The organism is Tepidimonas sp. HKU77 (assembly GCF_049728535.1).
GTDB lineage: Bacteria > Pseudomonadota > Gammaproteobacteria > Burkholderiales > Burkholderiaceae_C > Tepidimonas.
The window spans coordinates 2,551,421-2,577,039 of sequence record NZ_CP187300.1; the positions used below are offsets into that span (position 1 = coordinate 2,551,421).

The 25,619-nt window shown below is 64.5% G+C and carries 24 protein-coding genes and 5 pseudogenes; 11 read left to right on the forward strand and 18 right to left on the reverse strand.

The genetic code is table 11. The features are described from left to right. Nucleotides 1-21: 21 nt before the first annotated feature. From ACPP3B_RS12355 to ACPP3B_RS12385, 7 genes and pseudogenes are all read right to left on the reverse strand, one after another. Nucleotides 22-387, reverse strand: a pseudogene (locus ACPP3B_RS12355) (hypothetical protein); the annotation flags it as partial. After that, a complete protein-coding gene (locus ACPP3B_RS12360; RefSeq protein ID WP_126539530.1) occupies nucleotides 384-899 on the reverse strand; it encodes a DUF6511 domain-containing protein in 516 nt (171 codons plus the stop codon). The pseudogene ACPP3B_RS12355 and the gene ACPP3B_RS12360, both read right to left, overlap by 4 nt. Nucleotides 900-910: 11 nt before the next feature. After that, a complete protein-coding gene (locus ACPP3B_RS12365; RefSeq protein ID WP_126539528.1) occupies nucleotides 911-1,540 on the reverse strand; it encodes a hypothetical protein in 630 nt (209 codons plus the stop codon). 3 nt (nucleotides 1,541-1,543) lie between these two features. Then, entirely contained in the window at nucleotides 1,544-2,398 is an 855-nt protein-coding gene (locus ACPP3B_RS12370) for an ATP-binding protein (RefSeq protein ID WP_126539526.1), read from the reverse strand. A gap of 10 nt (nucleotides 2,399-2,408) precedes the next feature. Further along, nucleotides 2,409-3,014: a hypothetical protein gene (locus ACPP3B_RS12375; protein WP_424859172.1), complete on the reverse strand. Its 606-nt coding sequence runs from the start codon at nucleotides 3,012-3,014 to the stop codon at nucleotides 2,409-2,411. Nucleotides 3,015-3,306: 292 nt separating this feature from the next. Continuing rightward, on the reverse strand, nucleotides 3,307-3,786 hold the full coding sequence (locus ACPP3B_RS12380; protein WP_424859173.1) for a hypothetical protein: 480 nt from the start codon (nucleotides 3,784-3,786) through the stop codon (nucleotides 3,307-3,309). An 11-nt stretch (nucleotides 3,787-3,797) separates the two neighbouring features. Next, the gene (locus tag ACPP3B_RS12385; protein WP_008648927.1) at nucleotides 3,798-4,061 is read right to left on the reverse strand and encodes a helix-turn-helix transcriptional regulator; all 264 of its coding nucleotides are present in this window, start codon (nucleotides 4,059-4,061) and stop codon (nucleotides 3,798-3,800) included. A 178-nt stretch (nucleotides 4,062-4,239) separates the two neighbouring features. Here ACPP3B_RS12385 and ACPP3B_RS12390 point away from each other — a divergent pair. Continuing rightward, nucleotides 4,240-5,097: pseudogene (locus tag ACPP3B_RS12390) on the forward strand (transposase); the annotation flags it as partial. A gap of 683 nt (nucleotides 5,098-5,780) precedes the next feature. After that, nucleotides 5,781-7,277 carry an IS5 family transposase gene (locus ACPP3B_RS12395; protein ID WP_424859174.1) on the forward strand — a complete coding sequence of 499 codons (1,497 nt, stop codon included), beginning with the start codon at nucleotides 5,781-5,783 and terminating at the stop codon, nucleotides 7,275-7,277. A gap of 211 nt (nucleotides 7,278-7,488) precedes the next feature. Here the strand turns inward: ACPP3B_RS12395 and ACPP3B_RS12400 are convergent, their stop codons facing one another. Both ACPP3B_RS12400 and ACPP3B_RS12405 read right to left on the reverse strand, forming a co-directional pair. Beyond that, the gene (locus ACPP3B_RS12400) at nucleotides 7,489-8,886 is read right to left on the reverse strand and encodes a coniferyl aldehyde dehydrogenase (RefSeq protein ID WP_198410697.1); all 1,398 of its coding nucleotides are present in this window, start codon (nucleotides 8,884-8,886) and stop codon (nucleotides 7,489-7,491) included. A gap of 73 nt (nucleotides 8,887-8,959) precedes the next feature. After that, nucleotides 8,960-10,600, reverse strand: coding sequence for a GMC family oxidoreductase (locus ACPP3B_RS12405; RefSeq protein WP_126539542.1), 1,641 nt, complete (start codon nucleotides 10,598-10,600; stop codon nucleotides 8,960-8,962). Between the two features lie 148 nt (nucleotides 10,601-10,748). Here ACPP3B_RS12405 and ACPP3B_RS12410 point away from each other — a divergent pair. Both ACPP3B_RS12410 and ACPP3B_RS12415 read left to right on the forward strand, forming a co-directional pair. Further along, nucleotides 10,749-11,144 (forward strand): annotated as a pseudogene (locus ACPP3B_RS12410) (transposase); the annotation flags it as partial. Further along, nucleotides 11,143-11,406 (forward strand): annotated as a pseudogene (locus ACPP3B_RS12415) (transposase); the annotation flags it as partial. The pseudogenes ACPP3B_RS12410 and ACPP3B_RS12415, both read left to right, overlap by 2 nt. Before the next feature lie 5 nt (nucleotides 11,407-11,411). Here the strand turns inward: ACPP3B_RS12415 and ACPP3B_RS12420 are convergent. The 3 genes from ACPP3B_RS12420 to ACPP3B_RS12430 are packed head-to-tail and all read right to left on the reverse strand — an operon-like array spanning nucleotide 11,412 to nucleotide 13,797. Then, on the reverse strand, nucleotides 11,412-11,900 hold the full coding sequence (locus tag ACPP3B_RS12420; protein WP_424859175.1) for a hypothetical protein: 489 nt from the start codon (nucleotides 11,898-11,900) through the stop codon (nucleotides 11,412-11,414). Continuing rightward, nucleotides 11,897-13,294: a recombinase family protein gene (locus ACPP3B_RS12425; protein WP_424859176.1), complete on the reverse strand. Its 1,398-nt coding sequence runs from the start codon at nucleotides 13,292-13,294 to the stop codon at nucleotides 11,897-11,899. The genes ACPP3B_RS12420 and ACPP3B_RS12425 overlap by 4 nt, the downstream gene beginning before the upstream one ends. Nucleotides 13,295-13,323: 29 nt before the next feature. Continuing rightward, nucleotides 13,324-13,797 (reverse strand): DUF2924 domain-containing protein, encoded by a 474-nt coding sequence (locus ACPP3B_RS12430; RefSeq protein WP_424860195.1) that lies wholly within the window; start codon nucleotides 13,795-13,797, stop codon nucleotides 13,324-13,326. Nucleotides 13,798-15,031: 1,234 nt separating this feature from the next. Here ACPP3B_RS12430 and ACPP3B_RS12435 point away from each other — a divergent pair. Both ACPP3B_RS12435 and ACPP3B_RS12440 read left to right on the forward strand, forming a co-directional pair. Continuing rightward, entirely contained in the window at nucleotides 15,032-15,301 is a 270-nt protein-coding gene (locus ACPP3B_RS12435) for a type II toxin-antitoxin system RelB/DinJ family antitoxin (RefSeq protein ID WP_201739292.1), read from the forward strand. A gap of 90 nt (nucleotides 15,302-15,391) precedes the next feature. Beyond that, entirely contained in the window at nucleotides 15,392-16,705 is a 1,314-nt protein-coding gene (locus tag ACPP3B_RS12440; RefSeq protein ID WP_424859177.1) for an RNA-guided endonuclease InsQ/TnpB family protein, read from the forward strand. 94 nt (nucleotides 16,706-16,799) lie between these two features. On the opposite strand, the gene relB is transcribed toward ACPP3B_RS12440, so the two are convergent. From relB to ACPP3B_RS12470, 6 genes are read right to left on the reverse strand one after another with little or no spacing between them, the layout of a single operon-like run. Next, the gene (gene relB / locus ACPP3B_RS12445; RefSeq protein WP_424859178.1) at nucleotides 16,800-17,009 is read right to left on the reverse strand and encodes a type II toxin-antitoxin system RelB family antitoxin; all 210 of its coding nucleotides are present in this window, start codon (nucleotides 17,007-17,009) and stop codon (nucleotides 16,800-16,802) included. Beyond that, nucleotides 16,981-17,241: a WGR domain-containing protein gene (locus ACPP3B_RS12450; protein ID WP_161595443.1), complete on the reverse strand. Its 261-nt coding sequence runs from the start codon at nucleotides 17,239-17,241 to the stop codon at nucleotides 16,981-16,983. Before ACPP3B_RS12450 ends, relB begins: the two co-directional genes overlap by 29 nt. After that, nucleotides 17,231-17,884, reverse strand: coding sequence for a uracil-DNA glycosylase (locus tag ACPP3B_RS12455; protein ID WP_424859179.1), 654 nt, complete (start codon nucleotides 17,882-17,884; stop codon nucleotides 17,231-17,233). The genes ACPP3B_RS12450 and ACPP3B_RS12455 overlap by 11 nt, the downstream gene beginning before the upstream one ends. Continuing rightward, on the reverse strand, nucleotides 17,844-19,739 hold the full coding sequence (locus tag ACPP3B_RS12460; protein ID WP_424859180.1) for a phage integrase family protein: 1,896 nt from the start codon (nucleotides 19,737-19,739) through the stop codon (nucleotides 17,844-17,846). The genes ACPP3B_RS12455 and ACPP3B_RS12460 overlap by 41 nt, the downstream gene beginning before the upstream one ends. Next, on the reverse strand, nucleotides 19,739-19,993 hold the full coding sequence (locus ACPP3B_RS12465) for a hypothetical protein (protein WP_424859181.1): 255 nt from the start codon (nucleotides 19,991-19,993) through the stop codon (nucleotides 19,739-19,741). The genes ACPP3B_RS12460 and ACPP3B_RS12465 overlap by 1 nt, the downstream gene beginning before the upstream one ends. Continuing rightward, nucleotides 19,990-20,964 (reverse strand): ParM/StbA family protein, encoded by a 975-nt coding sequence (locus ACPP3B_RS12470; protein WP_424859182.1) that lies wholly within the window; start codon nucleotides 20,962-20,964, stop codon nucleotides 19,990-19,992. The genes ACPP3B_RS12465 and ACPP3B_RS12470 overlap by 4 nt, the downstream gene beginning before the upstream one ends. A gap of 672 nt (nucleotides 20,965-21,636) precedes the next feature. Between ACPP3B_RS12470 and mobI the strand changes: the two genes are divergently transcribed. The 5 genes and pseudogenes from mobI to ACPP3B_RS12495 all read left to right on the forward strand — a co-directional run bounded on the left by mobI (nucleotide 21,637) and on the right by ACPP3B_RS12495 (nucleotide 25,556). Next, entirely contained in the window at nucleotides 21,637-22,134 is a 498-nt protein-coding gene (gene mobI, locus ACPP3B_RS12475) for a conjugative transfer protein MobI(A/C) (protein WP_424859183.1), read from the forward strand. 675 nt (nucleotides 22,135-22,809) lie between these two features. Further along, nucleotides 22,810-23,115 (forward strand): H-NS family nucleoid-associated regulatory protein, encoded by a 306-nt coding sequence (locus ACPP3B_RS12480; RefSeq protein ID WP_424859184.1) that lies wholly within the window; start codon nucleotides 22,810-22,812, stop codon nucleotides 23,113-23,115. Between the two features lie 173 nt (nucleotides 23,116-23,288). Then, nucleotides 23,289-24,158 carry a plasmid replication initiator TrfA gene (gene trfA, locus ACPP3B_RS12485; RefSeq protein WP_424859185.1) on the forward strand — a complete coding sequence of 290 codons (870 nt, stop codon included), beginning with the start codon at nucleotides 23,289-23,291 and terminating at the stop codon, nucleotides 24,156-24,158. Between the two features lie 537 nt (nucleotides 24,159-24,695). Continuing rightward, nucleotides 24,696-25,085 (forward strand): annotated as a pseudogene (locus ACPP3B_RS12490) (PD-(D/E)XK nuclease domain-containing protein); the annotation flags it as partial. A 66-nt stretch (nucleotides 25,086-25,151) separates the two neighbouring features. After that, a complete protein-coding gene (locus ACPP3B_RS12495) occupies nucleotides 25,152-25,556 on the forward strand; it encodes a hypothetical protein (RefSeq protein ID WP_424859186.1) in 405 nt (134 codons plus the stop codon). The last annotated feature ends 63 nt before the right edge of the window (nucleotides 25,557-25,619 follow it).

Consider the following 25,619-nt stretch of genomic DNA (forward strand, 5'->3'; position numbering starts at 1 on the left):
ATCATCCAGCTCACCGGCGTGCGCGGCGACGAGCACCCCATCGACGTGGCCCTGCAGGCGCCCGTCGAGCGCCGAGAAGCCGAATTGCTCCCCCGCGTCGTCGCGCGTGCGCAACTCGAAGCCCGCCGCGCGCAGCCATCCGACCATGCAGTCCTCGATGACGTGGCCGCGATCGAAGACGCGCAGCAGGCGGCCGTCGGTCTCGCGACCCGGATCGACCGGGGCGTCGGCAAACTCGTACTGCAGCGCGCGCTCGCAGGCGACCCCGAGGCGCGAGGCGCCCAGGTAGGTGCGGCGAGGCTGCGCCGCGCGAGACTGCTGCAGCCCGGCGTCGATCAGCGCCGTGATCTGACCCGACAGGCTCTTGGAGGCGTTGAAGTCCATCATCGCCGCGCCTCCTTGGGTGCTGCCGTGCGTGCCGTCTGCGCTTGAGCCTTCGGCTCCTCCCACGGCAGGTCGTCTTCCAGATCGGCGAAGGGATCGGACACCGGGCGCTTCAGCCCGCGCACCGGCGGGTACTTGGTCGCCTCGTGGTGCTCGACCATCGCGTCCGTGTAGCAGGTGACGATGGCGTCGATCACCTGGAGCGCCTCGGCCTCGGAATACTCGCCCAGCGGCTTGTCGAAGCCGATGCTTTCTGCCGCCGCGCCGAAGGCCTTGAGGCACTTCCTCATCGCGGCCAGTTCGACGTCAGACGGATCGATCATGGCCACCTCCGTTTTGGACGTGCGTCCTTCCTGCACGCGCAGCCACTGGCCGTAGAGCGCGTGAAACGCCTGCTGGCAACGCCGCGAGCAGAACACCCAGTCGATCGGATAGCGCCGGGCATCGCCCACCGGATGCCGAAGGTCCGAGTGGCCGTAGCCGCGCGCCTGTCGTTTGCAGACCCAGCACTTCACTGGCCCTCCTCTCACTGCGCCCAGGCGGGCTTACCCGGCACGGCGGGGGGTTGCGGGGCGGCTGGCGCAGACATCGCACGGGGCGGGGTGAGCGCCGCCGGCGCACCGCTGGAGCCGCTGCCAGGGTTCTTCGGCGGCACGCCCATCAGGCGGGCATACTCCGGGTGGTCGGGCTCGACGGCGCTCTTGACGACGTTCTTCAACTCGCCGCGACCGTCCTTCTCGACGTCGATGCGGGCGAGGAACTCGATGCCGTCGAGCTCGTGGAAGCCCTGGATGCGCCGCGCGGCGGCGGCCTGCGGCCCGTTGTCCTGGGGATGGACGTTGCGGGCGCTGTTGAGGATCGCGCGCACGAAGCTGCGGCCCATCTGGCCCCAAGCCGGGCCCTTCGGGGAATGCAGGCCGATGTTGCTCCAGAGCTTGCGCCGGGCGTACTCGCCCTCCAGCACGACGAACTCGGCCGCGAGATACACCGAGCCGGTCTCAAAGCTCTGCGTGGCGTAGCCGCCGGTCCACCCCTGGGCCGGGTCATCAAAGCCCCCGGGCTTGAGGGTCATGCGCACGCGGGCGAGCGTGCCCTTGGGGATGAGGTCGAAGCTGGTCTGTTGTTCGGCGTCGTTGAAGTCGTTCCAGGCGGTCATGGATCACTCCTTGGATGCGTTGAGGTCGGTTGAATGCGACAAAGCGCTGGCGTGTGCTGCGGCAGTGCGGCCGAGGCACTTGGCAATGAGCTTTCCGAGGTGGGGTTCTTCGATGGGGGCAAGCCGTCCCGAGCGGTCCTTGCTCGGGAAGCCCCAGGGGTTGTCCGCGCCGGTGACGAACGCGCGGTATGGCGTGCCGTCGTCGGCCTTCAAGATGGCCAGCGTGATGACTTCATCGAGCACACCAGGCAGCTCGGCCGAGGTCTTGGCGCCTTCGAGCTGCAGCTGGTAGATGCGGCGGTTGAAATCGTCCAGCTTCTCTTCCAGGATGCAGACGTAGATGACGTGCTTGTCCCTCACGTGCTGCAGGTGCGTGAGGGCGCCGATCATCTCGGTGCCGAGCAAGCCATAAGCGCCCCGGGTGTCGGGCTTGCCGGTCTTCTCGGAGAATGCGGCCGGCTGGGTCTTGCACCAGGCCAGGCACATCCGCGAGAGCACGGTCAAGGAATCGACGAAGTAGGTGTCGTACTTGGCCAGCTGCGCCGGGTCGCCGTACTTCTGGCAGACGTGATCAAAGTGGGCCTGCGAGAAGGCCTGCTCGGGTGTGGCGCTCGGGCTGGGTCCTGCCAGGAACACCACCAGGTCCTTGAACTCCGGCCAGGTGCGCGGGCGCAGGGTGTCCCCGCCCCAGTCGAGGATGGACAGATCGCCGGCCTCGGTGTCCACCAGTAAGGTGCGTTCGGCATCGAGCGTGCGGATCTGGGAGGTCTTGCCCACCCCGGGCGCACCGACGAGGGCGACCTTGGCGCAGCGTTTTTCGACGAGTCTTTCGTTGGCCGTCACGATAGGCAATGGCATGGCCGACTCCTCATTCGAACGAGACGACCGTGAAGCGGCCGAAGGTGGGACGGAAGTCACCCACGCCGATGAGTCGGCCTGCCATGTCCAGGCTGTCCTTGATCCAGGCACGGTCGAGGTATTCGGGCAGCACCACCATCAGATCGAACTCGGCGCGCCAACCCGCACGCATGGCAGGCCGCACCCGATTGACGCCCGCGCGTTGCACCACCACGCGGCGGCGGTCTTCGTAATCCCAGCGGTCGGTCCCCAGGCTGGCCAGGTGGGTGAGCGAAACCACGCCGGCCTTGGTGATGTCCTGCGCCGATTTGCGTGGACTCCTGGGGTCCTGCTTGAACTTGGCCGCACCGATCAGCGCCTGTCGCAGATACTCCCCGGGCAGGCACAACTGGCCCTGGTTGTCGCGATAGACGTAGCTCTCGATGTCGTCGGTTTTTTTGGCGGCGCTGTTCTTGGTGGCCTTGGCCTTGGCGTCGACGGCCTCGCAGTTCCAGCGGTGGAACAACAAGTCCGCCACGCCTTCGATGACGACACGGACGCTGTACGGCGCCCCCGTCAGGATCGCCGACTCGGCACCGTTGCCGAGCGCATCCTCGTTTCTCAAAAGGGTTTTCATCGTCGAATCTCCAGAAATCGAAAGTTCCTTGCCACATCGGGCCCAGCCTTGCCTAGCCACGCCAAGCCAGTCCGAACCGAGCCCAGTCACAGTTCGCTTGGGCCTTGCCGCGGCTTGCCCCGCCATGCCATGCCACAGCGCGCCGAGCACAACCCGGCCATTGGCTTGCCAAGATCAAGGACGTCACGAGGATGAAGGGGCGTCATCACGCCACCTCCTTCAGCCGCTCGGCGACACGGGGCGGAATCGAATTCCGGCCCTTCTCTTTCACTTTCAGTTCGGTGGGCATGGTTCAGTCCTCCGAGGTCAAGGTCAGCCGAAACGTCGGCTTGCCGGGCTTGACGGTGCGCGCCGGCTCGAACTGCGCGCGCAGCGCCGCGGGCCAGTGGTTGAAGCGGGACTCGGACACCGAGTACTCGACATCGAGGTAGTCCTCGACGCGCTCGCCGGCGGCGGCGATGCGCCGGGCAATCGCCGCCAGTTGCACCTGGTCCCAGGACACGCGCTTCGGGACATCGATCGTCACGCGAAGCAGCCCGTCCTTCAGGTGCACGACGCCGAAGTCCTTGCCCGCCTCGAGGCGGGCAGCACGGGCCTGCTCGCCGTAGGCGGCCTCCAGCGCAGCGTCGAACTTGGCGCGGGCCTGCTTGAGCCAGGCGAGCGCTTCGTCCAGGTGGCGGCTGATCTCGGCCTTCTGGGCGGGCGGAAGTTGAGCCAGCTGGCCGACGGACATCGCGGCGATGTCGGCGGGGTAGAGGGTCAAATCGCTCATCGCATCCCCCTTCAGCGCGCCGCGCGCTCGGAGGTCGAGTCGTGCAGGGCACCACGCTCGAACTCGATGACCGACTCCAGGGGGTAGCTGACGCGCTTGGACAGCTTCAGGTAGCGCGGGCCACGCCCTTCGCTGCGCCAGCGCTGCAGGGTCTTGGGGCTCAGGCCCCAGCGCTGCGCGAGCTCGTTCTCGTTGAGGACCCGACGATCGCCGGGAGACAGACCGTTGATCGCATCGACCGGCGACCGGGTGATGGTGCTTGCCGTTGTCGGCATGGAAGCCTCCTATGACGCTGTTGAGGAACAGGTGTCATTGCAGGCTTCGGGTGGCGAACATACGAGGGACGCAATGGCGAACCACGCGCAAACTTCGGGTTCGCCAATCCGCACGCGTCCATGCCAAAACGGCGAGCACGCGGCTCGCCGTTCTTGGGGACAGGGGGATGGTCAGCGGCCCACATCGGCGCAACTGACGGAACTGGCCGGCACCATCGCGCATCGCGTGTGCCGGCACCTGACGCGCAAAGGCTGGCTGGAAGGCGAGGACGAATCCGTGTTTCTGTCCGACAGCGCGGGTAGCGACGACGGCATGGACGCGCTGCGGATGAGTTCGATCACCTACCGCATCGCCACCGGTCGCGACGCTGGCCGCAAGGTCGTCACCCTGAAAACGCTACCCGGTGATGCGGGTTCTCTGGACGGCGACGCCGGCAAGGTCGGCGGCTTCTCGCTGCATGCCGGCGTGGCCGCGGAAGCACACGAGAGCCACAAGCTCGAAAAGCTGTGCCGCTACATCACGCGCCCGGCGATCAGCGAGCAGCGGCTGTCGATCTCACCGCAGGGTAGGGTGCGGTATCAGCTCAAGACGCCGTGGCGAAATGGCACCACGCATGTCGAATGGGATGCGGTGGACTTCATCGCCAAGCTGGCGGCACTGGTCCCGCCACCTCGCGCGCATCTCACCCGCTTCCACGGCGTATTCGCCCCGAATGCAAACCTGCGCGCGCAGGTGACGCCATCGGGGGGCGGCAAGCGGCCTGCGGGCGATGCGGCGCCAGTGGACGTCAGCGCCCACGACGAGCCGCGCAGCCCCGAGCAGAAGCGCCGTGCGATGAGCTGGGCGCAACGGCTCAAGCGGGTCTTTTCCATCGACATCACCACCTGCGCCCACTGCGGCGGCGCGGTACGGATCGTCGCCAGCATCGAGGAACCCACCGCCATCCGCGCCATCCTCGCCCACTTCGAGAAACACGGCGCGCTGGAGCAAGCGCACTGCCGGCCCGCAGCGCGCGCCCCGCCGCCGGCCGCGTGACGAGGTGCCGGCCACTCAACCGGAAGCGAAAGCAGAATCCGATCCGATGCGGCCACGACCCCGCAGGGCTGCGCTCGGCCCTGTGCCGGGATTCGGTGAGAAATGGCTACGCACTGAGCCGCTGCGTGGCCCCGCGATGTCGAAAACCCACGCATGAACCCCCGATCTGTGCCCGATCTGTGCCCAAAGCGGCGCTTGCGCGGCCGCTGCCTACCCGCCAGACTCGCCAAAAAGGGCGGTTGAACTTCCTATACCCGGTGGAAATTCTCGGCACGCGAGCCCGCCAATCCGTGGAATTCTCGTTTGCATTCTCGTCGAATACAGACCAGAATTATCCCCGGCGGTCCGGGAAGACCGCCAATCAGAACCTATCCCACGTGGATACCTCTCTGTTCTGATACCCACAACCCGTTTGAGCCCGCGTCTCCCCGCGGGCTTTTCTTTTCCCTCGCCGCTCGTGCTCGCCAGCGCGCCGCACGGACCGATCGAACCGCCTTCTTTGCCGATATCAAAACAACCGAACTCGGAGGAGTCCGAAAGAACGAACGTTTCGGCGCGCGCAGCTAAATAGTCGCCCCTGAAATATTCATAACCTCATGATTTTTCTTGTGTTATTGTCTGTTTGCGAGTACAATTTCCCCCAGATTTGATGGTCTGATGCGCCGTTTTCTGGGAGTTTTGCGATGTTTGCCTGCCCCGCCACCGAGGACTTCTTCCGCGCCCGGCTCGATCAGATGATCGACCTGCGCCATCCGCTGGCGGTGTTGTCCTCACGCATGCCGTGGCAGGAGTTGGAAGCAAGGCTGTCGCACCTGTTCATGCGCAAAGCGCGCGCAGGTGTCGCGATGCCCGATCTGGACCTCTTTGGCGAATCTCCGGTGCGCGCAGCTCGGGCGTCCAACGCAGGCCGACCCCGCGTGCCGCTGCGCGTGATGATCGCGCTGCTGTATCTGAAGCACGCCTTCAACGAGTCGGACGAAGGGGTGGTGGAGCGTTGGCGCGACACGCCGCGCTGGCAGTACTTCTCGGGTCTGGCCTACTACGAGGACCGGCTGCCGTGTGACGCCACGACGCTGGTGAAGTTTCGCCGGCTGCTGGGCGAGGAGGGGGTGGAAGAACTCCTGGCGCAGACGATCAACGTGGCGGTGGAAACCGGACTCATCAAGCCGCAGGAACTCAAGCGCGTGGTGGTGGACACCACCGTACAACCCAAGGCGGTGGCGCACCCCACCGACAGCCGCTTGCTCGAGACCGCGCGCACCAAGCTGGTGCAAGCAGCCAAGCAAGCCGGCATTGCACTGAAGCAGACCTTTGCCAAGGAAGGCAAGGAGCTGGCCCGCAAGGCTGGGCGCTATGCGCACGCGCGGCAGTTTGCGCGCATGCGCCGGGTCATCAAGCGCCAGCGCACGATCGTGGCCAGGCTGCAGCGGGAGATCGAGCGCAAGGCCAGCCGCCTGGGGCAGGCCATCCAGAGCGCTCTTGGCCACACCCTCAACAAGGCGGCGCGTCTGGTGGCGCAGACTGCCAACCGAAAGACCGCCGACGGGACTCGAAAGCTCTACGCCTGGCACGCGCCGGAGGTGGAGTGCATCAACAAGGGCAAGGCCCGCTGCCCTTACGAGTTCGGCGTCAAGGTCGGCATTGCCAGCACCCTGAAGCACAGCCTCATCGTCGGAGCCCGGGCCTTCCATGGCAACCCCTACGACGGGCACACGCTGCAAGCGCAGCTGGAGCAGGCCACGATCCTGATGCAGGACACTGGCATCAAGCCCAGCACAGCGTTTGCCGATCTGGGCTACCGCGGGGTGGAAGCCGACATCGCGGATGTGCGCCTGGTGCACCGCGGCAAGATCAAGCGCCTGACGCAGCAGGAGCGCAAGCTGCTCAAGCGCCGCCAGGCCATCGAGCCGGTCATCGGGCACTTGAAGCAGGATCACCGCATGGACAGGTGCCATCTCAAGGGCGAGCAGGGTGACCGGCTGCACGCGGTGCTGTGCGCGGCGGGCTACAACATCCGCTGGCTGCTGCGCATGATCACGAAGAAGGGCGTGCCCTTCTTGAGGCGAGCTTTTTTGCGCCTCATTGCGGCCGTGCGCCTCATCGGCCGGTGGCTCGCCCAGCGGCGGCCAACCGAGACCAGTGGCGCCAACCCTGCCCAGCTGCGGCTAAGGGCGGCGTGAAAATGAATTTTTCAGGGACGACTAAATACTTCACAAAATTTTCGGGCAATTATCACAAAACCAACCCTCGCGAACGGGACCGCCGGTGCATTCCATGCCCATCCAGGCGGCAACGATCGCGAGCGGCGCCCGGCGAGCGCGCCGGCGCGTTTTCGAACGGGAGCGATAGGAAGGGACGTCCGCCCCGGTTTCAGGGCGGACACCGCGGGGCCTAGCGGATGAAGAGCCGATAGATCAGCTTGTTGACGAGACCGTACGGCGGATAAGCGAAGCGCGCGCCGTTGAAGCGCGGCTTCACGTACACGCTCTTGGCGTGCGAGAAGGTCAGGAAACCCTCCTTGCCGTGATAGCGACCGATACCCGACGGGCCGATGCCGCCGAAGGGCAGGTCGTCCTGGGCAATGTGCGAGAGCGTATCGTTGATGGAGACACCGCCCGCGTGCGTCTGCTCGAGCACCCGCCGTTGCCGCTGCTTGTCGTAATCGAAGTAGTACAGGGCCAAGGGGCGCGGATTGCGCCGCACGTACTCGAGCGCCTCGTCGAGACTGTCGTAGGGCACCACGGGCAGCAGCGGCCCGAAGATCTCCTCCTGTCGCACCAGCATGTCTTCCGTGGTGTCGAGCAGCAGCGTGAGCGGCAGCTTGCGCACGTCCTCCAGTTTCTCGGAGGCGGGGTTGATCTCGACGATACGCGCCCCCTTCTCGCGCGCGTCGCGCAGATACCTCGTCAGACGCTCGTACTGCCGGTCGTTGACGATGGCGGTGAAGTCCGGGTTGTCGCGCAGCGTTGGGTACATGCGCGAGACCCGGCGCTGGAAGGCCTCGACGAACCCGTCCACCCGGTCCGCGGGACAGAGCACGTAGTCCGGGGCGATGCAGGTCTGCCCGGCGTTGAGCGCCTTGCCGAAGGCGATGCGCTCGGCCGCGTGATCGAGCGGGACCGTGTCCGAGACGATCGCCGGCGACTTGCCGCCGAGCTCGAGGGTGACGGGGGTGAGGTGCTCGGCGGCGGCGCGCATCACCTGCCGCCCCACCGCCGTCGAGCCGGTGAAGAGCAGGTGATCGAAGGGCAGGCGCGTGAAGGCCTGCGCCACCTCCGCCTCGCCATGCACCATGGCGACGTGATCCTCGGGGAAGACCTCGCCCAGCATGGCCTCGAGGGTCTTGTTGGTGGCCGGGGTGAACTCGGACACCTTGATCATCGCCCGGTTGCCCGCGGCCAGCGCGGTCGCGAGCGGCTCCAGCACCAGCTGGATCGGGTAGTTCCAGGGCGCGATGATGCCCACCACCCCCAAGGGCTGGTACTGGACGAAAGCCTTGGCCGGCTGGAAAGCGGCCCCGACATGGCGCCGCTCGGGCTTCATCCACCGCCGGACGTTCTTGAGCTGGTAGTTGATCTGGCTGACCGTCGGCATGATGTCCGCGAGCATGGTCTCGTCGCGCGAACGGCAGCCGAAGTCTTCGTTGACGGCATCGGCCAGGCGCCCCTGATAGCGCAGGATCGCCGCCTTGAGCCGACGAAGGTTCTCGCGACGAACCTCGGCCGACGGCATGGGATCGCGGTCGAAGGCTCGCCGCTGGCTCTGGAAGACCTCCTGCATGCGGTCCATCTCGGACCGCGTCCGCTGGGCGTTCAGCGCCGTCACGCTCATCGTCGTTCCTCCCGCCAATCCACAGGTTCCCTCACTGGGCCGCCGCGACCGCCACGGTCGCGCTCGGCTCCCGGCCGCGCTTGCGGTCCTCGAGAATCATCTCCGCGCCCTTCTCGGCGATCGCGATGGTGGGCGCGTTGGTGTTGCCGCCGACGAGCGTGGGCATGATGGAGGCGTCGATGACGCGCAAACCCTCCATTCCGCGCACCCGCAGGCGCTCGTCGACCACGGCCGAGTCGTCCTGTCCCATCTTGCACGTCCCCACGGGGTGGTAAATGGTGTTCGCCTTCCGGCGCACGAAATCCCGGATCTCGTCGTCGCTCCGGACCCGTTCGCCGGGGAAGATCTCCGCCCCGCGGTAGGGATCGAAGGCCGGCTGAGCGAGCACCGCCCGCCCGACCTTGACCGCGCGCACCATCTTCTCCATGTCCTCCGGCGCCTCGAGGTAGTTGGGCTGGATGTGCGCCGGCTCGGCCGGGTCGGCGCTATTGAGCGAGATGTAGCCCCGGCTCTTCGGGCGGAGCTCGCAGATGTGCAGCGAATAGCCGTGGCCGAAGAGGAAGGGCAGGTTCAGGCCGTGGTTGTCGAGGCGCATCGCCGTGAGGTGGAACTGCAGATCGGGTATGGCCTGGTCGTCGCCGCTGCGCACGAAACCGCCGGCCTCGGCGCCGTTGGTGGCGAACATGCCCTGGCGCTTGCGCAGGTACTCGAACAGCGCGAAGACCCCCTTGTACAGGGAATCCAGGGCGAACCCGTACGAGACCGCCTTGCGGCACTTGTGCACGATCATGACATCGAGGTGATCCTGGAGGTTGCGGCCGACCCCCGGCAGCGAATGCCGGACCTCGATGCCGTGCCGCCGCAGCTCCTCGGCCGGCCCGATGCCGGAGAGCATCAGGAGCTGCGGCGAGTTGATGGCGCCCCCCGAGACGATCACCTCGGCGGCGGCGCGCAGGGTCTGCCGGACCCCGCGACGCCGGAGCTCGACCCCCACCGCGCGCCTGCCCTCGAGCAGGATCCGCGTGACCAGCGCGTCGGTGACGATATCCAGATTGGGACGGCTCTCGGCCTCGCGCAGGTAGGCCTGCGCCGCGCTCCAGCGCCGGCCGTTCTTCTGGGTGACCTCGTAGAGGCCCACCCCCTCCTGCTCGGGACCGTTGAAGTCGTCGTTGCGGGGATAGCCGGCCTGCACCCCCGCCTCGACGAAGGCCTTGGAGAGCTCGTTGGGCTTGCGCAAGCGGGCGACGTTGAGCGGCCCGCCGGTGCCGTGGTATTCGTCGCCCCCGGCCTCGCGGTTCTCGGCCTTGCGGAAGTAGGGCAGCAGCTCCTCGTAGCTCCACCCCCGGTTGCCCAGCTCGGCCCAGTGGTCGTAGTCCCAGCGGTGACCGCGGGTGTAGATCATCGCGTTGGTGGAGCTCGAGCCGCCCAGGGTCTTGCCGCGCGGCCAATAGAGGCGGCGATTGTCGAGATGGGGCTGTGGCTCGGTGTAGTAGCGCCAGTTCAGCTTGCGGCTCCACATCAGCGACAGGATGCCGATCGGCGTGTGGATGAGCGGGGACTTGTCCTTGGGCCCCGCCTCGATCAGACACACCCGCACGCTCGGATCCGCGCTGAGCCGGTTCGCCAGCACACAGCCCGCCGAACCCGCGCCGACAATGATGTAATCGTACATCGGCCTCCTCCTCCCATGGGGTATACGGATTTAAGGACACGCTGAACAAATCAGCATTTTACTGGAAATGAGCGAGAGTGACCGCATCCCTTGAGGGTGTCAGGATTTTTGTGTGAGGGGCCTACCATGACGACTTCCAGGAGCCCCCATGCCACGCAAGAAGAACCCCGCTGTCGCGAAGCCGGACGCCATTCTTCCCGACGAGCTGCTTGAGAAGCTGATCCCCAGACCGATGGACGCCGCCGGCGTCGAGGCCGTGTTCCAGAAGCTGAAGAAGGCCGTGATCGAGCGCGCCTTGGGGGCTGAGCTGGGCGTGCACTTGGCCAGCCCCGAGGGCGGCTGCGGGAACCATCGCAACGGCCGCAGCGGCAAGACCGTGCTGACCGACGGCGGGCCGCTGCGGATCGAGGTGCCCCGCGACCGGGCCGGCAGCTTCGAACCGCAGCTGATCCCGAAGCATGAGCGCCGGTTTGCCGGCTTTGACGACCGGATCATCTCGATGTATGCCCGCGGCATGTCGGTGCGCGAGATTCAGGGCCATCTACCCGTTGCGCTTCCTGTTCGCCAGCAAGCCTGAGGCGATCGGCCCGGTGCTGGGCATCGTGCATCGTGTGATCGCCGGTTGGCTTGCCGATCAGGCCGGCGTGCCGCGGGATACGGCGCAATGCGGTGCGGTGACCCTGATCCAGCGCTTCGGCAGCGCGCTGAACCTGAATGTTCACTTCCACATGCTGTGGCTCGACGGCGTGTACGAGGACACCACCGAGCGTCCGCAGCGCAAGCCGCGCCTGCACCGCACCCGTGCGGCCGGTCACTGGGCCGGTGGCGGAAAACCCAGCAGCCGGCGCTGTTCGGCCCATTCGCGGGGCAGCAGATCGTGCCGGCCACGCAGGGTCTGCAGGTTCAGATGGCGGGGCTGGCGTCCGTCCAGGATGGCCTCGACGATGTCGGGGGCCAAGAGGGTCAGGCGCAGCACCTCGGCCACCCAGCCGGGCTCCAACTTCAGGGCGCGGGCCAGGTCGGTCGTCGTGGGATAGCGCCCCTCCTCGAGCAGCCGCTTCCAGTAGAAGGCCTTGCCGAGCGTCTTGATCATCGGCGCATCCAGGCCGCCCGCGGTCGCAGCGGCGGACTCGGGCGTCGGCGGGATCAGGAGCTTGCGGTTCTGGCGGCGCTTGATCGTCAGCGGCACCAGCGTGACGCGCTGGCCATCGCTGACGTAGCTGCGGGCATCGGTTCCGACCTCGACGCGGATCGCGCGACGGCGGGAGTTCGGCGTCGGATCGGGAGGCGACCGGGTCATGCCAAGACCTCCTCGGCAGGCGTGCGGCACTCGCCGACCAAGGGATGCGCGCCGATCTCGGGCCCCAATCCCAGCCAGCCGTCCTCGCGCCACAGGATGTCGATGCCGTGCTCGTGCATCTGCACGCGCTCGATCAGCAGCCGCGCGATGCGTTGCTGCTCGGCCGGAAACAACTGCGCCCACACATCGCCGATGCGTCGCATCGCCACCACCACCTGCGCTTCATCGAGGGCAGCACCGGCCGGGTGGCGCTGGCACGCCCGCCAGGTGCCGATCAGCACCTCCGGCGCCGAGAGCGCCGCGTGGATCTGCGTCAACACCGCGTTCTCGATCTCGGCCGCGGGCAGATGCCCGACGTCCGGGGCGTCCGGCGCCAGGCTCGCGCCCGCGTTGCGGCGCTTGTGCAGGTAGGGGACGTAGTAGCGGTAGGTGCGTCCGCTCTTCTTCTTGACGAAGGTGTGCAGCATGCGCTGCCCATCGGGCGCGAACAGCAGCCCCGCGAGCAGGGCCGGATGCTTGGCGCGGTGCTCGCGCGGCGCCTGCTTGCGGCGCGCGATGAACGCGTGCGCGGCGTCCCACAGGTCTTGCGGCACGATCGCTTCGTGTTGGCCGGGATACCACGTGCCGTGGTTGCGGATCTCACCCAGGTAGATGCGGTTGCGCAGCAGCGCGAAGATGAACTGCTGGTCGATGGGTCGGCCCGTGCGCCGGCGCCCGCCTTGGGTCACCCAGGCCTTGGTGGTGTGCCCCTCGACCGCCATCTCCCGCACCAGCCGTGCAGCCGAGCCATGCTCGGCGTAGCGCCGGAAGATGTCACGCACGAGTGCGGCCTCGCGCTCGTTGACGACGAGCTTGCGATCGACGACGTCATAGCCCAGCGGCGGCATGCCGCCCATCCACATGCCCTTCGCCTTGGAGGCGGCGATCTTGTCGCGGATGCGCTCGCCGGTGACCTCGCGCTCGAACTGCGCGAAGGACAGCAGGATGTTGAGCGTGAGCCGCCCCATCGAGGTGGTGGTGTTGAACTGCTGCGTGACCGAGACGAAGGAGACGCCGTTGCGGTCGAACACCTCCACCAGCTTGGCGAAGTCCGCGAGGCTTCGCGTCAATCGGTCGATCTTGTAGACGACCACGATGTCGATCCTGCCGGCCTCGATGTCGGCGAGCAGCCGTTTGAGCGCCGGGCGGTCGAGATTACCGCCGGAGTAGCCGCCGTCGTCATAACCCTCCTCGACGGCGATCCAGCCCTCGTGGCGTTGGCTGGCGATGAAGGCCAGCCCCGCGTCGCGTTGGGCCTCCAGGCTGTTGTACTCCTGGTCCAGTCCCTCGTCGGTGGACTTGCGGGTGTAGACCGCACAGCGCCTCGATGGCGTGACGGGACCAGGCGTCGGCATGGTCGACGGGGATGCGGGCCATCGTGATCTCATGCCGGCTCCTTCTGGCCGTGCTTGGTCTTGAGGCCGAAGAACGCGGGGCCCGACCAAGGCGTGCCGGTGATGTGGCGGGCAATCGCCGTCAGGCTCTTGAACCGCTGCCCCTGATACTCGAAGTCATTGGGCCCGCGCACCAGCACCCGGTGCTCGACGTCGTCGAAGATCCGTGTGAGCACGGTGCCCGGCAGCAGCCGATTCGCGTCGTGGCGAAGCTGGCGCGGCAGGATGCCCGTCTCACCGATCTCCTCGAGCTTGCGGCGGGTCGCGGGCTTCAATCCGCCGAAGGCGCGCTCCTGGATTCGGTAGGCGAGCCGGCTTTCCAGCCAGGTGCGGTGGTGATGCTTGGGCCGCTCCTCGAAGTACTCGTCCCACAGCGCCCAGAGGCTGTCCATCGACAGGTGGGGCAGCTGCGCGACGCGGGCGGCGACGGTGGTCGGGTCTGCAGGGCTTGCGTGTGTCCTCATCGGCGAACTCCTCGTGCGTGATCGGGGTTCGCATTCACGCGCTGTGGCCCGCACAAGCCAAGGCCAACCGAGTCGCTGTCGGTGGCGATATGGCCAGATGGCGGAAAGGGGCGTGCGCGCAGCCGCAGCAGGGCGCAGGCCAGCAGATCGACGATCTCTTGGTGCGCGTGCCGAGGCCGATCGGCCTCGGGAGCCAGGACGAAGGGTTCGGGTTCGTGCATGGTCGGCGTTTTGATGGAAAACGCCGCTCATGCTAGGAATCGAGGGATCTCGGCGTAACGTGTTTGAGAGGGAATGCGCGATGCCAGCGAACCAGGCGCTTTGGCGCTCGTGGCGGAATGCGCAGGCAAACCCCTTGCGTGAGTAGCCCAGTGTGGCCACAAAGAGGAACACCCGTACCGACTCGCCGCCGATCATCACGCGCGTCTGCCCAAAGTCGATCTGCATTTGCTCACCCGGCGCGGTCTCGAAGCGGATCGTCGCACGGCGACTCGCTTCGAGTTCCTGGCGGAACCCTCGGCACGCGCGCTCGACCGTGCGCAGGCTCGTGTCGATCCCAAGCTCCTTGCTCAACTGCTGACGCACCACGTCGCAGTTACCCCGGTGCTGCAGGAAGCGCTCCCGCAGCCATGCTTCATGACCGACCAAAACGCCGGTGCGCTGTGGCCGCTTATACGGCACCGGCCCACCCGCGTTCAGATACCGCCGCACCGTGTTGCGCGCGACGCCCAACGTCCTGGCGATCCGCTTCGCGCCCCACCCCGACTGCCCCAAGCGAACGATCGTCGTGATCGCTTCCGGCTCCAACATCTCCTGCACTCCGCAAACCACACGGCGCACAGGATCTACCTCAATGTGCTTCGTTTCCAACGATGGCCTCCTTGCGAACGAGGGGGTCAGTTCCTCGTGTCGCTAGGGGGTCAATTTACGGTGTCGCCTGACAAGCCTCGGCAGCCCATCGTCGCGCGGGCCGATCGTTGTACCGCCAGCGAACCGCCCGTGACTCTGCTGGACGAGACGGCGGCATAGCTGTATCGCCAGTGAACCGCCAGTGAATCACCAGTCGCAGCCGCGCCCGGCTCCATGTTCAACTGCTGCACCGTCTGTGCACTGCCAGTGACCTACCGCACTCTGGGCGGAGGGGCTTGCCGAGTGCTCGGTCAAGAATGGGGCGGCTTGCATCGTAGTCACAGTGTGACTACAATATCGGCATATGAACCTTTGCCTGGAGTTCATCATGAGCACCGCCGATACCTACGTCCGCGCCCGCATCGACACCAACACCAAGGAGCGCGCTGCTGACGCGCTCAAAGCAATGGGCCTGTCCATCTCGGACGCCATCCGCTTGCTGATGCTGCGCGTAGCCGATGAGCGCCGCTTGCCCTTCGACGTGAAAGTACCCAACGCCACCACGCGCAAGGCTATTGCCGAGCTGGAAGCGGGCAAGGGCAAGAAGTTCGCCAACGTGGATGATCTGATGGCGGATTTGCATGCGGACGATTGACCTGGTGCGCGGCAGGCCTCGGCCTTCAGGCCGGGGAAGGATAGCGCGGACGCCGTAAGCGTCCCATAGGCCAAGCGTATCATTTCGCCCATGCAACGTCTGCAAGCCTTCAAATACGAACTGATGCCGAGCGGCGAACAGCAGCGCCAGATGCGCCGCTTTGCCGGGTCGTGCCGCTTCGTCTACAACAAGGCGCTGGCGTTGCAGAAGGAACGCTACGAGCAAGGCGAGAAGAAGCTCGGTTACGCCGGCCTGTGCAGGCTGCTCACCGAGTGGCGCAATGGGCCTGAAACGCCGTGGCTGGCCGATGCGCCTGTGCATCCGCTGCAACAGGCGCTGAAGGATCTGGAGCGCGCCTACGCCAACTTCTTCGCCAAGCGGGCCGGTTTCCCGCGCTTCAAGAAGAAGGGCCAACACGACAGCTTCCGCTATCCCGACCCGAAACAGATCAAGCTCGACCAGGCCAACAGCCGCATCTTCCTGCCCAAGCTCGGCTGGCTGCGCTATCGCAACAGCCGGGAGGTACTGGGCGAGATCAAGAACGTTACTGTGAGCCTGTCGTGCGGCAAATGGTTCGTGTCGATCCAGACAGAGCGTGAAATTCAAGCCCCAGTGCCCAAGGCCACCAGTGCCGTGGGCATCGACATGGGCGTGACACGCTTCGCCACGCTCTCAGACGGCACGTTCTACGCGCCGCTCAACAGTTTCAAGCGGCACGAAACCGCATTGCGCAAGGCGCAGCAGGCGATGAGCCGCAAAACGAAGTTCAGCAACAACTGGAAGAAGGCGAAAGCCCGCGTCCAGAAGATTCACGCCCGGATCGGTAACGTCCGCCGCGACTACCTGCACAAGGCCACGACCACGATCAGCCAAAACCACGCGATGGTGTGCATCGAGGACTTGCAGGTGCGAAACATGTCCAGGTCGGCGGCAGGCACAACCGAGAATCCGGGCAAGAATGTTCGGGCCAAGTCCGGTCTGAACAAAGCCATCCTCGACCAAGGCTGGTTCGAGTTCCGCCGACAACTGGACTACAAGCTGGCATGGGCCGGCGGGCATCTCATCGTCGTGCCGCCGCAGAACACGTCGCGGACGTGCCCGGCCTGCGGCCATGTGTCGGCGGACAACCGCCAGGCGCAAGCCCGGTTTCTGTGCGTCGAATGCGGTTTCGAGGAAAACGCCGATCTGGTCGGCGCGATCAACATCCTTTCTCGCGGGATGCAACTGTTGCGAGACGAAGGGCAGGACACGCCGCACGCTTGCGGTGGGATGGAGGCGCTTGCCTCTGTCAGCCCGGATGGCCTGTGGATCGAACCGCACAGGCGGTCGGAAGCAGGAACCCACCGAAGCGACTCATTCCGGCTCGATGCCGGGGTGAGCGCCGTAGGAATCCCCCGACTTTAGGCGGGGGAGGATGTCAACAACGTCAGTGCGCACCACCGGGTGCGCCTGGGCAGCGTCCAGACCGGCCAAGTCGCGCTTGGCCTTGTCGTCGATCTCAATCCGCCAGGCCAACATCGCGCTCCACTTCTTCCAGCGTATGGGTGCGGCTGCGGCCTGCACGGATGTCGATCAGGCGTTGCTCTGCAAGGTACAGGTCTTCGAGGTCGTCCAAGTGCTCAAGAATGGCTTCGCGGGCATAGAACGTCTTGGTGCGTCCGGTGGCCTTCGCCAGTGCTTCAAGGCGGGCTTCCACTTCGGCGGGCATATTGGCATCCAACCGCCACGGACAGCAGACGGTATCCGTGCCGCTCACGCACGCGAGCAAGGCGCTCGACCTCTGCCAGCGCCCGTTGTTCGTCGTCGAACACCTGGCGTTTCGTCCCTCCTCGCCGGTTGTAGAGGCCATACCAGCGCCGATGCAGCACGAAGGCTCCGAACAGGTCGCGTTCCAGCCACATGGTATAGCCACGCCGGTCGGTCCTGAACTCAAGCAGCATGCGATAACTCCAGGCATTCGACGGCCAGTTCAACCTGCTCCTTACCAATATCGCACCACCTGCGCCCGTCGAGCGCCTTGCGGTTCCAGGCCATGCCGGATGTATGAGGCATCGGAACGGCATAGACGGGGCCTGCGACGTGCAGCAAGTGGCGGATGGCGGGTTTGAGAGCATCGTGGGCATCTTTCGCCAACACCAGTGCCGACGCGCGCGAGCGCTCGATTTGCCACCACAGCGCGCCGCTGCCAAGAAAAACCTCCGTGGCCGTTGTGCCAACCAGCAGCAGTACACGAGGCCGGCACATCAGCAAGAACTCGCCCAGTTTGGGCAGGCAGTTGGCGATCTCGTGGCGGCCTGGCGCGCGGTTGTTTTCAGGACGACACCGAACGATGTTGGCAACGCCGTAGTCGCGATTGCGCTCCAGTCCGTGCTGCACGAGCAGGGCATCGAGCACGCGCCCGGCCTGCCCGACGAAGCCTTCCCCGATTTCGTCTTCCTCGGCGCCAGGTGCCTCACCGATTGCCAGCAGTCCGCCAGGTGGACAAGGGGTCGGCTGCACGATGCAACGGCGGCTCAAAACAAGCCGTTCGCACAAGCGGCACTCAGGCGCGTGACTCGACCTCGATCCATAGTCGTTCATCATCGGTCTCCGTGTAAATGCTGGTGGTCGCCAGACTCGCGTGACCCAGCAGTTTTTGCACGAGGTTGACGGGCACGCCACTGGAGGCCAAATGAGCGCCGCAGGTGTGGCGCAGCCAGTGCACTGTGGCCCGCTCAAAGGCTTTGGCTTCCTGCTCCAAGCCTTGTGCAACCAGTTGTTGCGCGGCGTCGTGAAACACCGCCCGCAGCATCTTGTACAGTGCGCTGCCGCTGACCGGCGCCAGGCTGCCAAGCCGGGTGATGAGCGGCGTGTCGGCAGGGTTGCGAAGGGGGTCGGCATCGAGTCCGCGCCACGTCAGGTATTGGCGCAGTCGATCCACGACCGCCGTGGGGACGGGAACCGCACGCCATCGCCCCCCTTTGCCTAGCACCTTGAGCATCCAGCGCATACCCAAATCGTCTTTCAGCGGCATGGTGTAGAGTCGGCCCACGGTGGCATCGACCAACTCCGACAGGCGCAAGCCCGTAGCGTGAGCAAAGGCAAGCACGAACTGCATCCGCGCCACTGCCTCGCTGGCTGGCATGGCGTCGATGTGGGCCATCAGATACTCCCACTGCGCCACAGAGAACACGCGGGACAGCTCGACATCTGGTGGCGCATCCCCGCTTGCCGCTAGCTTGCGCCCCACGGCGCTCCAAGGGTTGAACGCGCAGTACTGAACCTGCACCAACCATTCGAACAGACTGGAGACAACCGTCAGCGCCTGGCGCACGCTGGTTGCCGACAGCGGGCCATCGAACGGACGCCACTCGGGGCTGAAGCGCGGCGTGTTGCGCTTTCCGATCCATGCCGACTGGGGTAGTCGATACGGCCAGTGCTCAGGATCGGTGCGGCCCAGCGCTGAGAGCCAATCGCGGTAGGCCGCGCAGTCCTCGACGGTGAGGTCGGACAGCGCTTTCTGGCGCTCGATGACCGCCCAAAGCAACAACCGTTCCGCCTCCTTGCGGTACGCACGCAGGGTGTGCGGGCTGCCCGACTTGGTGGTCAGCCAAGCATCAATGGCCTGCTGGTCGTTGCCGGCCTGAATCCGGGGTGGTCCAGGATAGCGGTTGGAAGCCGCTTCGCCCGACAGCGACGAAGGCACGGCCAGCGCCTCGATGGGCACGATGGCCGTCTCCCTGGCGCGTAATGGGACGACTTCTGCTGAGGGTTTGTGGCGTGCAGGCGCGCAGGCGTAGGAGGGCAGGGGGCCGACCGATGCCTCATAGCCCCGAAGCCACTCGACGATGCGCTGGGCGCCCTTTTCGCCGAGTTTGGGAACGGTCGTCCACCAGCGCTGGCCCCGCCGACGGATGCGCTCGATGAGGTCGGCAATGGTGACGATATTTGCGCCCGCCAAGCGCTCGGCCAACGTCTCATCGAACCACGCCGACACGGGGTCAGCGGGCACGGGCTCAGTGGTCAGCAGGCGCTCGATCACGTCCAGGGCGCGCAACTGCCGCTCGATGAGTCGTTGGCGCTGTCGGGTCTTGCGGTCAAGCACGCTTGGGAACGTCTGCACGTATAGCCGAATGAGCTCGTCCTCGCGGTAGAACCCATCCGGGTCGTGCGCTTGGCGAAAGTCCTCCAGCGACGGCGGCAACGATACCGCACTCGATGCCGTTCGAGGCGCCAGGTGCAAGCGCAGCAGGCGCGCTTCGCCTTTCTTCCCATGCCGCAAGGCCGCTTGGCTGAACGTGTCGCGCAACCACGCCAGCGTGGACTTGGCAACCCGCAAATCGAGGCCCGTTTCCAGATACCGATCCGCCAGCGCCTTGAGCTCAAGGCCCTGAAGCCACCCCCGGTAGAACGCGACGTGGTGTCGCCCGATCCTGCGATCACGGCGCGATCGTTCCATCACAAATCCTCGCCGAGCGACTTGGCAAAGCTCACTGCGCGCCCGGCTCGCACTGGCGCGGTATCGGGAGCCTTTTCGGCTGGGGCCGGGTTGTCGCGCGGACGGGGGGCGGCACCGGTCGCGAGCGCCGCCAAACCCAGCGTTGCCAGCGTGCGAATGCGCTCCGCCCGCATGCGAGCGGGAATATCCTTCAGTGCCGCGAAGAGCTCGGGGCTCGATGGCGTCACTGTAAGGACGACGCGAATCCCGCTCACAGCGACATCCCCATCAGCCAAAACCCGCGCGCGTTGGCATAAACCGGCTCCTTGGGGGAGACGACACGAAGCCGTGGAAATGCGGATTGAATCGCCGCCCGGAAAAACCCCGCCCCACCGCCAACCAGTACGACAAGATCGAATCCGCTGCCTTCCGTGCGCAATGACTTCAGCAGCGCTTGAGTCACCACGTCGCCAACGGTTTGGGATGCCTGCTCCAGATAGGGGGCTAGTTCCACACGTTGGCCCAACACCAAAATGCTGCTCTTGCCTGCACGCATGGCGTTTTCGAGCGCCTCTGTCGCAACGGTTGCGCCATGATCCTTCGCCATCAGTCGCGCGGCTTCTTCCAGCACGACCGAAGACGCATTGAGGCTGGTTCCCGAGGAATGGCGGTGCAGGTCTTTGTTGGCGATGACCACCCAGTCCACGGAGAAGAATCCGGGATCGACCACGAGAACGCGGGCATCTTCGATGTCGGCGTCTTCCTGGGAGATGTAGTCCAATAGCCCCCCCACGGGTTGAGGGATGACTTTGACTTTGCGGACGTGAATAGAGCGCTTTGGCGTGACTTGATGATCGCCTTGCATTTGTTGAGTGAGCGCGGCCCTGCGTTGGTCATCGAGATACTGTGACACAGGCAAGCCCGTGACCAGCGCATCGATCGTGTCCATTTCCGACAACAGCAAGCCAGCGTGAAAGAGCGCCTTGTACGACGGCGTAGCAGGATAGTCAGCGTGCAGCGAGCGGCTCCACATTGCGGCGCGGTCCGGTGAGACGCCCGCGACGAACTCCTGCCCATCGACTTGCACATGAAGAAAGTCGTCCTGGGCACGCTCGTCGAACCGCGAACCAAACCGATCTGCGGGCGCGGCCCCGGCTGGGCGCAACAGCGTGCGGGGCGTTTGCGCAGCATTACCCGCTGCGAGCTTGAGGTTCGAGTAACCAATGTCGATTCCGATGACGTTCACTTGCAACTCCGTGATCAATACCCAATCGAAAAACGCCTTCCGGTGTCAATGCCAGAGGCACTGCACTGTCAGTGAACCACCAGTGAACCGGGGCGACCAGCGCTGGCTGCTCCTTGGTCACGACTGCACCGGCAGCGCACCGTCAGTCAACAATAGCAGGACATTGACCAAAAAGCTAGTTCGAAATGCGACACGTAGAGCCTCGATTACGACAACACTTGGACGCGCTCTTGGTGTAGATTATGTTCTGTCCGCGCTTCCTATCCATTCGAACAAGGAATCGCCGACAGGTCGCCAGAGGAAGGCGGCGCGGGCAGTGCGGTTCACCGGTTCCTCTCCATTCGAATGGAGAGGAAAACGACGCGGTTTTCTAAAGTATGAAGGGAACGGTATGGTTCATCGGTTTGAGCGCGGCATAGCGGGCGTTCGCAGCACGGGATGCGACCGGCGGCTACGTTCCTCTTCATCCAAAGAAGGAATCGCAGACAGGTCGCCGGAGGGAGGCGGCGCAGGCAGTGAGGTCCGCCGGTTCCTCTCCATTCGAATGAAGAGGAAAGAGCGACATGTTCCTTTAGTGTGTACGGAAAGAGGTGCCTATCGGCTCGTGATGCTCGGCGCCCTATATAAGGAATCGATGAGTGCTACCTATCTGGTAAAGAAAGGAGACTGGCTGTGAGCGACAAGCATGACCTGGAGGCCGTCAAGGCGGCCCTGGAAGGCTACATGGAAGAGCTATACCGCAGGGCGACGGCTGCGGCGGAGGGCTACTACGGCTTCAAGAACGAGCGCAACCCACAAACGGATTGGCCGAAGAAGAGCTCGCTCAAGCCTCGGGTTCGGCAGCTTGGGAACTCCATCGCGATGGAATGGTATGACAAGCGCTGGTATGGGTCTGCACAGAAAGGAAACCGCAGGCCGTTCGTTACCTACATCGCAAAGCCAAGGGGTGCCGTCAACTACACCATGAGCAAGCTGCTGGGGTACGCCCAAGACTGGGAGCGCGACAAGGTGATCGAGACGGAGATGGAGTTTGCGAAGATTCGACACGAGGCGGCCTGTGTGATGAAGGCGCTCACCTATGTTCGCAAGGCCATGCAGCACCCGAAAACCCCGAGCGTTGCTGCCGACGAGGACAAGCAGCCCGCAAAACGGCGGGCGGCGGCTTCATAACCTGGCGCAGCGATGGTGTGATGTCTGGATAAGCCTATAACAGGGCATCCGATGATGGAACGATGGTGTTCTGCGATAACGAGCCTCTCGATCCTTGGCTTGGCTCGCTTTGTGTTGAGGTGGGCCGCAACCGGTGCTACAAACGAGCATCGCCCCGCTCCACCGACGAAACACGGTCGCCCATGGCGCGCCATTGTCTATGGGAAGTGCGCCGAACTGCTTCCGCCTGCATCTGTTCGAGGGATCGGTCTGAGGCGGGACGGGATATTTTTCGCTGTTGGCCGAACCATCGACATAGCAGGCGACCGCTGGATGCCGCTGGCCTTCGATGAGGCCGGCATCCTTGTTACCCATCCCCGCTGGTGGGATGCTGGCTACGTATGGCGCATGCAGCCGGTTGGTTTGCGCCAATCGGCTCTCGCCGTGTTAGACGTGGATCGAGAGCCGGAAAACCCGTGGCCACCGTCCGAGTGGCGCTGGCTGCTCCAGCGACTTGATCTGTAGTGGCTGCGCTGGACGGGACCGCTTTTCGTAGTCCTCTCCAGCGATGCTGATACCTGTTGCTTGCACGAGACGCAAGGCCATCCCTTGATACCCGTGCCATTTGTTATCAGTTGCATCCGTCTGTTTGGTGCGCCTATAATCGCGCCGTGTCAAACAACAGTAGGAGTATCTATGCCGACATACCAAGAACTGAAGGCCCAGGCTGAGGCGCTGCTTCAACAGGCAGAGGAACTGCGCAAGCAAGAGTTGCGTGGCGTGATCGCTGAGATCAAAGCCAAAATGGCCGACTATGGCATCACGGTAGAGGAGCTGGCGGGCACTGCCGGTCGTGGCCGTGGCCGTGGCAAGGGTGTACCGAAATACCGAGGGCCGAACGGCGAAACCTGGTCGGGCGGGCCTGGCCGCAAGCCTGCATGGGTGCAGCAGATTTTGGCCGCAGGCGGCGACATCGAGCGCTACCGCATTCAGCCCGCTTGATTCTGGGTGGATGCGAACGGGAAAGCCGGGCGATGCTCGGCTTTTTTGTTGTGCGTACTGCGCCGCTGGAAGCAATAACCGTGCCAGAATCCAGAAAACCCTGTTCTCATAGACGACACGAGAGGGCGTTTATCGGAGCAGGTTTTGAGGCGTTGGTTTGCTAGAAAGGAGGGATGGATGATCCCGCGCAAAAACCGCAGAGCACGGACGATGGTAAGAGCGACAAGCCTGCGGCGGGTAGCCTCGAAGCCAAGCTCCATCAAATACTCTCCCGCCACGAGCAGCAACTGATCGATGCTGGACTGCCCGTGACCACCGATGGCAAGCCCCTGCCCAACCACTTGCTGAGGTCGGCCCTGTTCGGCGTCACGGCCAAAGTGTTCCGCCGAGAGCAGGAAATCGCCTCGGTGGATGGCATCCGCGTGTACATCGCGCGTGGCTACCGTCCTACGCAAGCCCATCTCGACGTGTGGGAGCACTGTCTAGCCCTGGCGGGCAAGCAAGGCACGGGCAAACAAATCCGCTTCAGCGCCTACTCGTTTCTCAAGGCGATAGGTCGAACGCCCAACGGTGGCAGCGAGCGCAAGTGGCTTCACGAAGCACTGCTCGACCTTGCGGGGTGCATCATTCGCGTATCCGACGGGCGCTACAGCTACTTCGGGCCGCTGCTCGAAGAGGGCTTCAAAGACGAAAAGACCGAGCAGTACGTCATCAAGGTCAACCCCCGCCTGGCGGTGCTCTTTGCAGGGAGCAACTGGACGGCGCTGGACACCAAGCAGCGCGCTGCCCTGCGGCGGCATCCCCTGGCCCAGTGGCTGCATGCGTTCTACTCCACGCACGCCAAGCCGCACACCTACAAGGTCGAGACCATTCAGCGGCTGTGCGGCAGCGAAACCGAGGAGCTCTGGAGGTTCCGGCAGCTTCTGAAGCGCGCGCTGGACAAGCTGTCGCAGGCGACGGGGTGGTGCTGCTTCATCGACGAAGATGACGGCGTGGTCGTCCAGAAAAAAGCAAAGACCATGCCAGACCCCCTAGAGGGATAGCGGGTAGGTCAAAAATCGCTAGTTATCCACAGCGTATCCACAGAAGCGCAGTTATCATGAATGCGACTAGAGGGATAGCGGGTAGCGACTAGAGGGATAGCGGGTAGGTTTGGGGGGGGCATTTAGAGGGATAGCGGGTAGGGGGTAGAGGGATGGCGGGTAGAAAAGTAGAGGGATAGCGGGTAGAAAAGTAGAGGGATAGCGGGTAGGTTGGGGGCTGTGGAAAACATATCTAAGTCGTTGAAATATCAGGCGAAAAAAGTTTGCGCCGAGGCCCCCTAATCTTTCTATAATCTTTCTATAATCTAAAATGACTCAAGGAATCGCCAATCGCGTTCGGCACACCTTGCAGACCAGACAACCGTCGTGCTTCTACAATGGCCCGCAGAGCCACCAGATCGCGCTAGGAGCCTTCGACGAAGAGGGGCGGCTACCTCGGGCTCTACCAGCAAGAAAAAAACGCTCACACGGCCTCTACGCAAGCCGAAAGCCAAGGCTGCCCCCTGATCCTGTAGGTCGGTCTCGACGCCCGAAGACGTCGCGAACGAAGGCCGCATCGGCCTGACGGTCAAGCTCCCTGATCGCATCGACCTGTTCGAGCTCAAGGTGGTCGAGCCGCAGCCCGAGGGCAAGGCGCCGGCGCAACTCAAGGCCAAGGATTACGCGGCCAAGCATCGCGCAGCAGGTGCCCCCATCCGCCTGGTCGGCACCAAGTTCAGCCGGGAAAGCCGTCGTGTTGGCAGGCGGCCCCGAGCACAGCGGTTATCGGGTGGGCAGCCACTCAAAACCGTTGCTTGCGCTTTTGTCTTCGCGAACAGCCACGGCCAGGTCGCCTGTTCGACCTTTTGGCGCCGCAAGCGCTGCCAAGCACGGAAAACGCCGGGTTTGTACCAAAACAGTGCACCGAGCGTCTCGTTTTCGATCTAGCCAGACGCTGTGATGGTGCGTATCCTTCTTGGTACAGCGCCAAGCGCTGAACACAGGACGCTAAAGATGGATGCAATGGATAAACAAACCGGTATTTGGACTTATGCGGGAAGCCCCGAGTTGGTGTCTGTCGCTGTGGAGTGCGGCACTCCAGAGTCGGGTGGCTACGTGTTGGCGATGCAGCTCAGCAACGGCAACATGCGCCTAGCTGCCACGCGGCACCCGAGCAAATACCTGTCTGCGTGGAAGCATGGCGTTCGCCAATATGGCGCACCAGAGGTAACGCGAGTGTATGTTTCCAAGCCCTACATTCGCTACGAGCCGATCAAGAGGATGATCGCTGAATCGCTAAAAGACTTCAAGGTGGAAGAATCGGATCAATACCATATTGATGCCGAGACACTGGAATGCAAAGCAGGCGAAATACTCGAGTCGGTGAAACAATATGCCGAAGCCAAAAATTATCCGTGACTGGTTGGCGGCAATGGTCACCGGGTCATTGATCGCAGCCTCACAGGCGTCGGAGCGCGACGC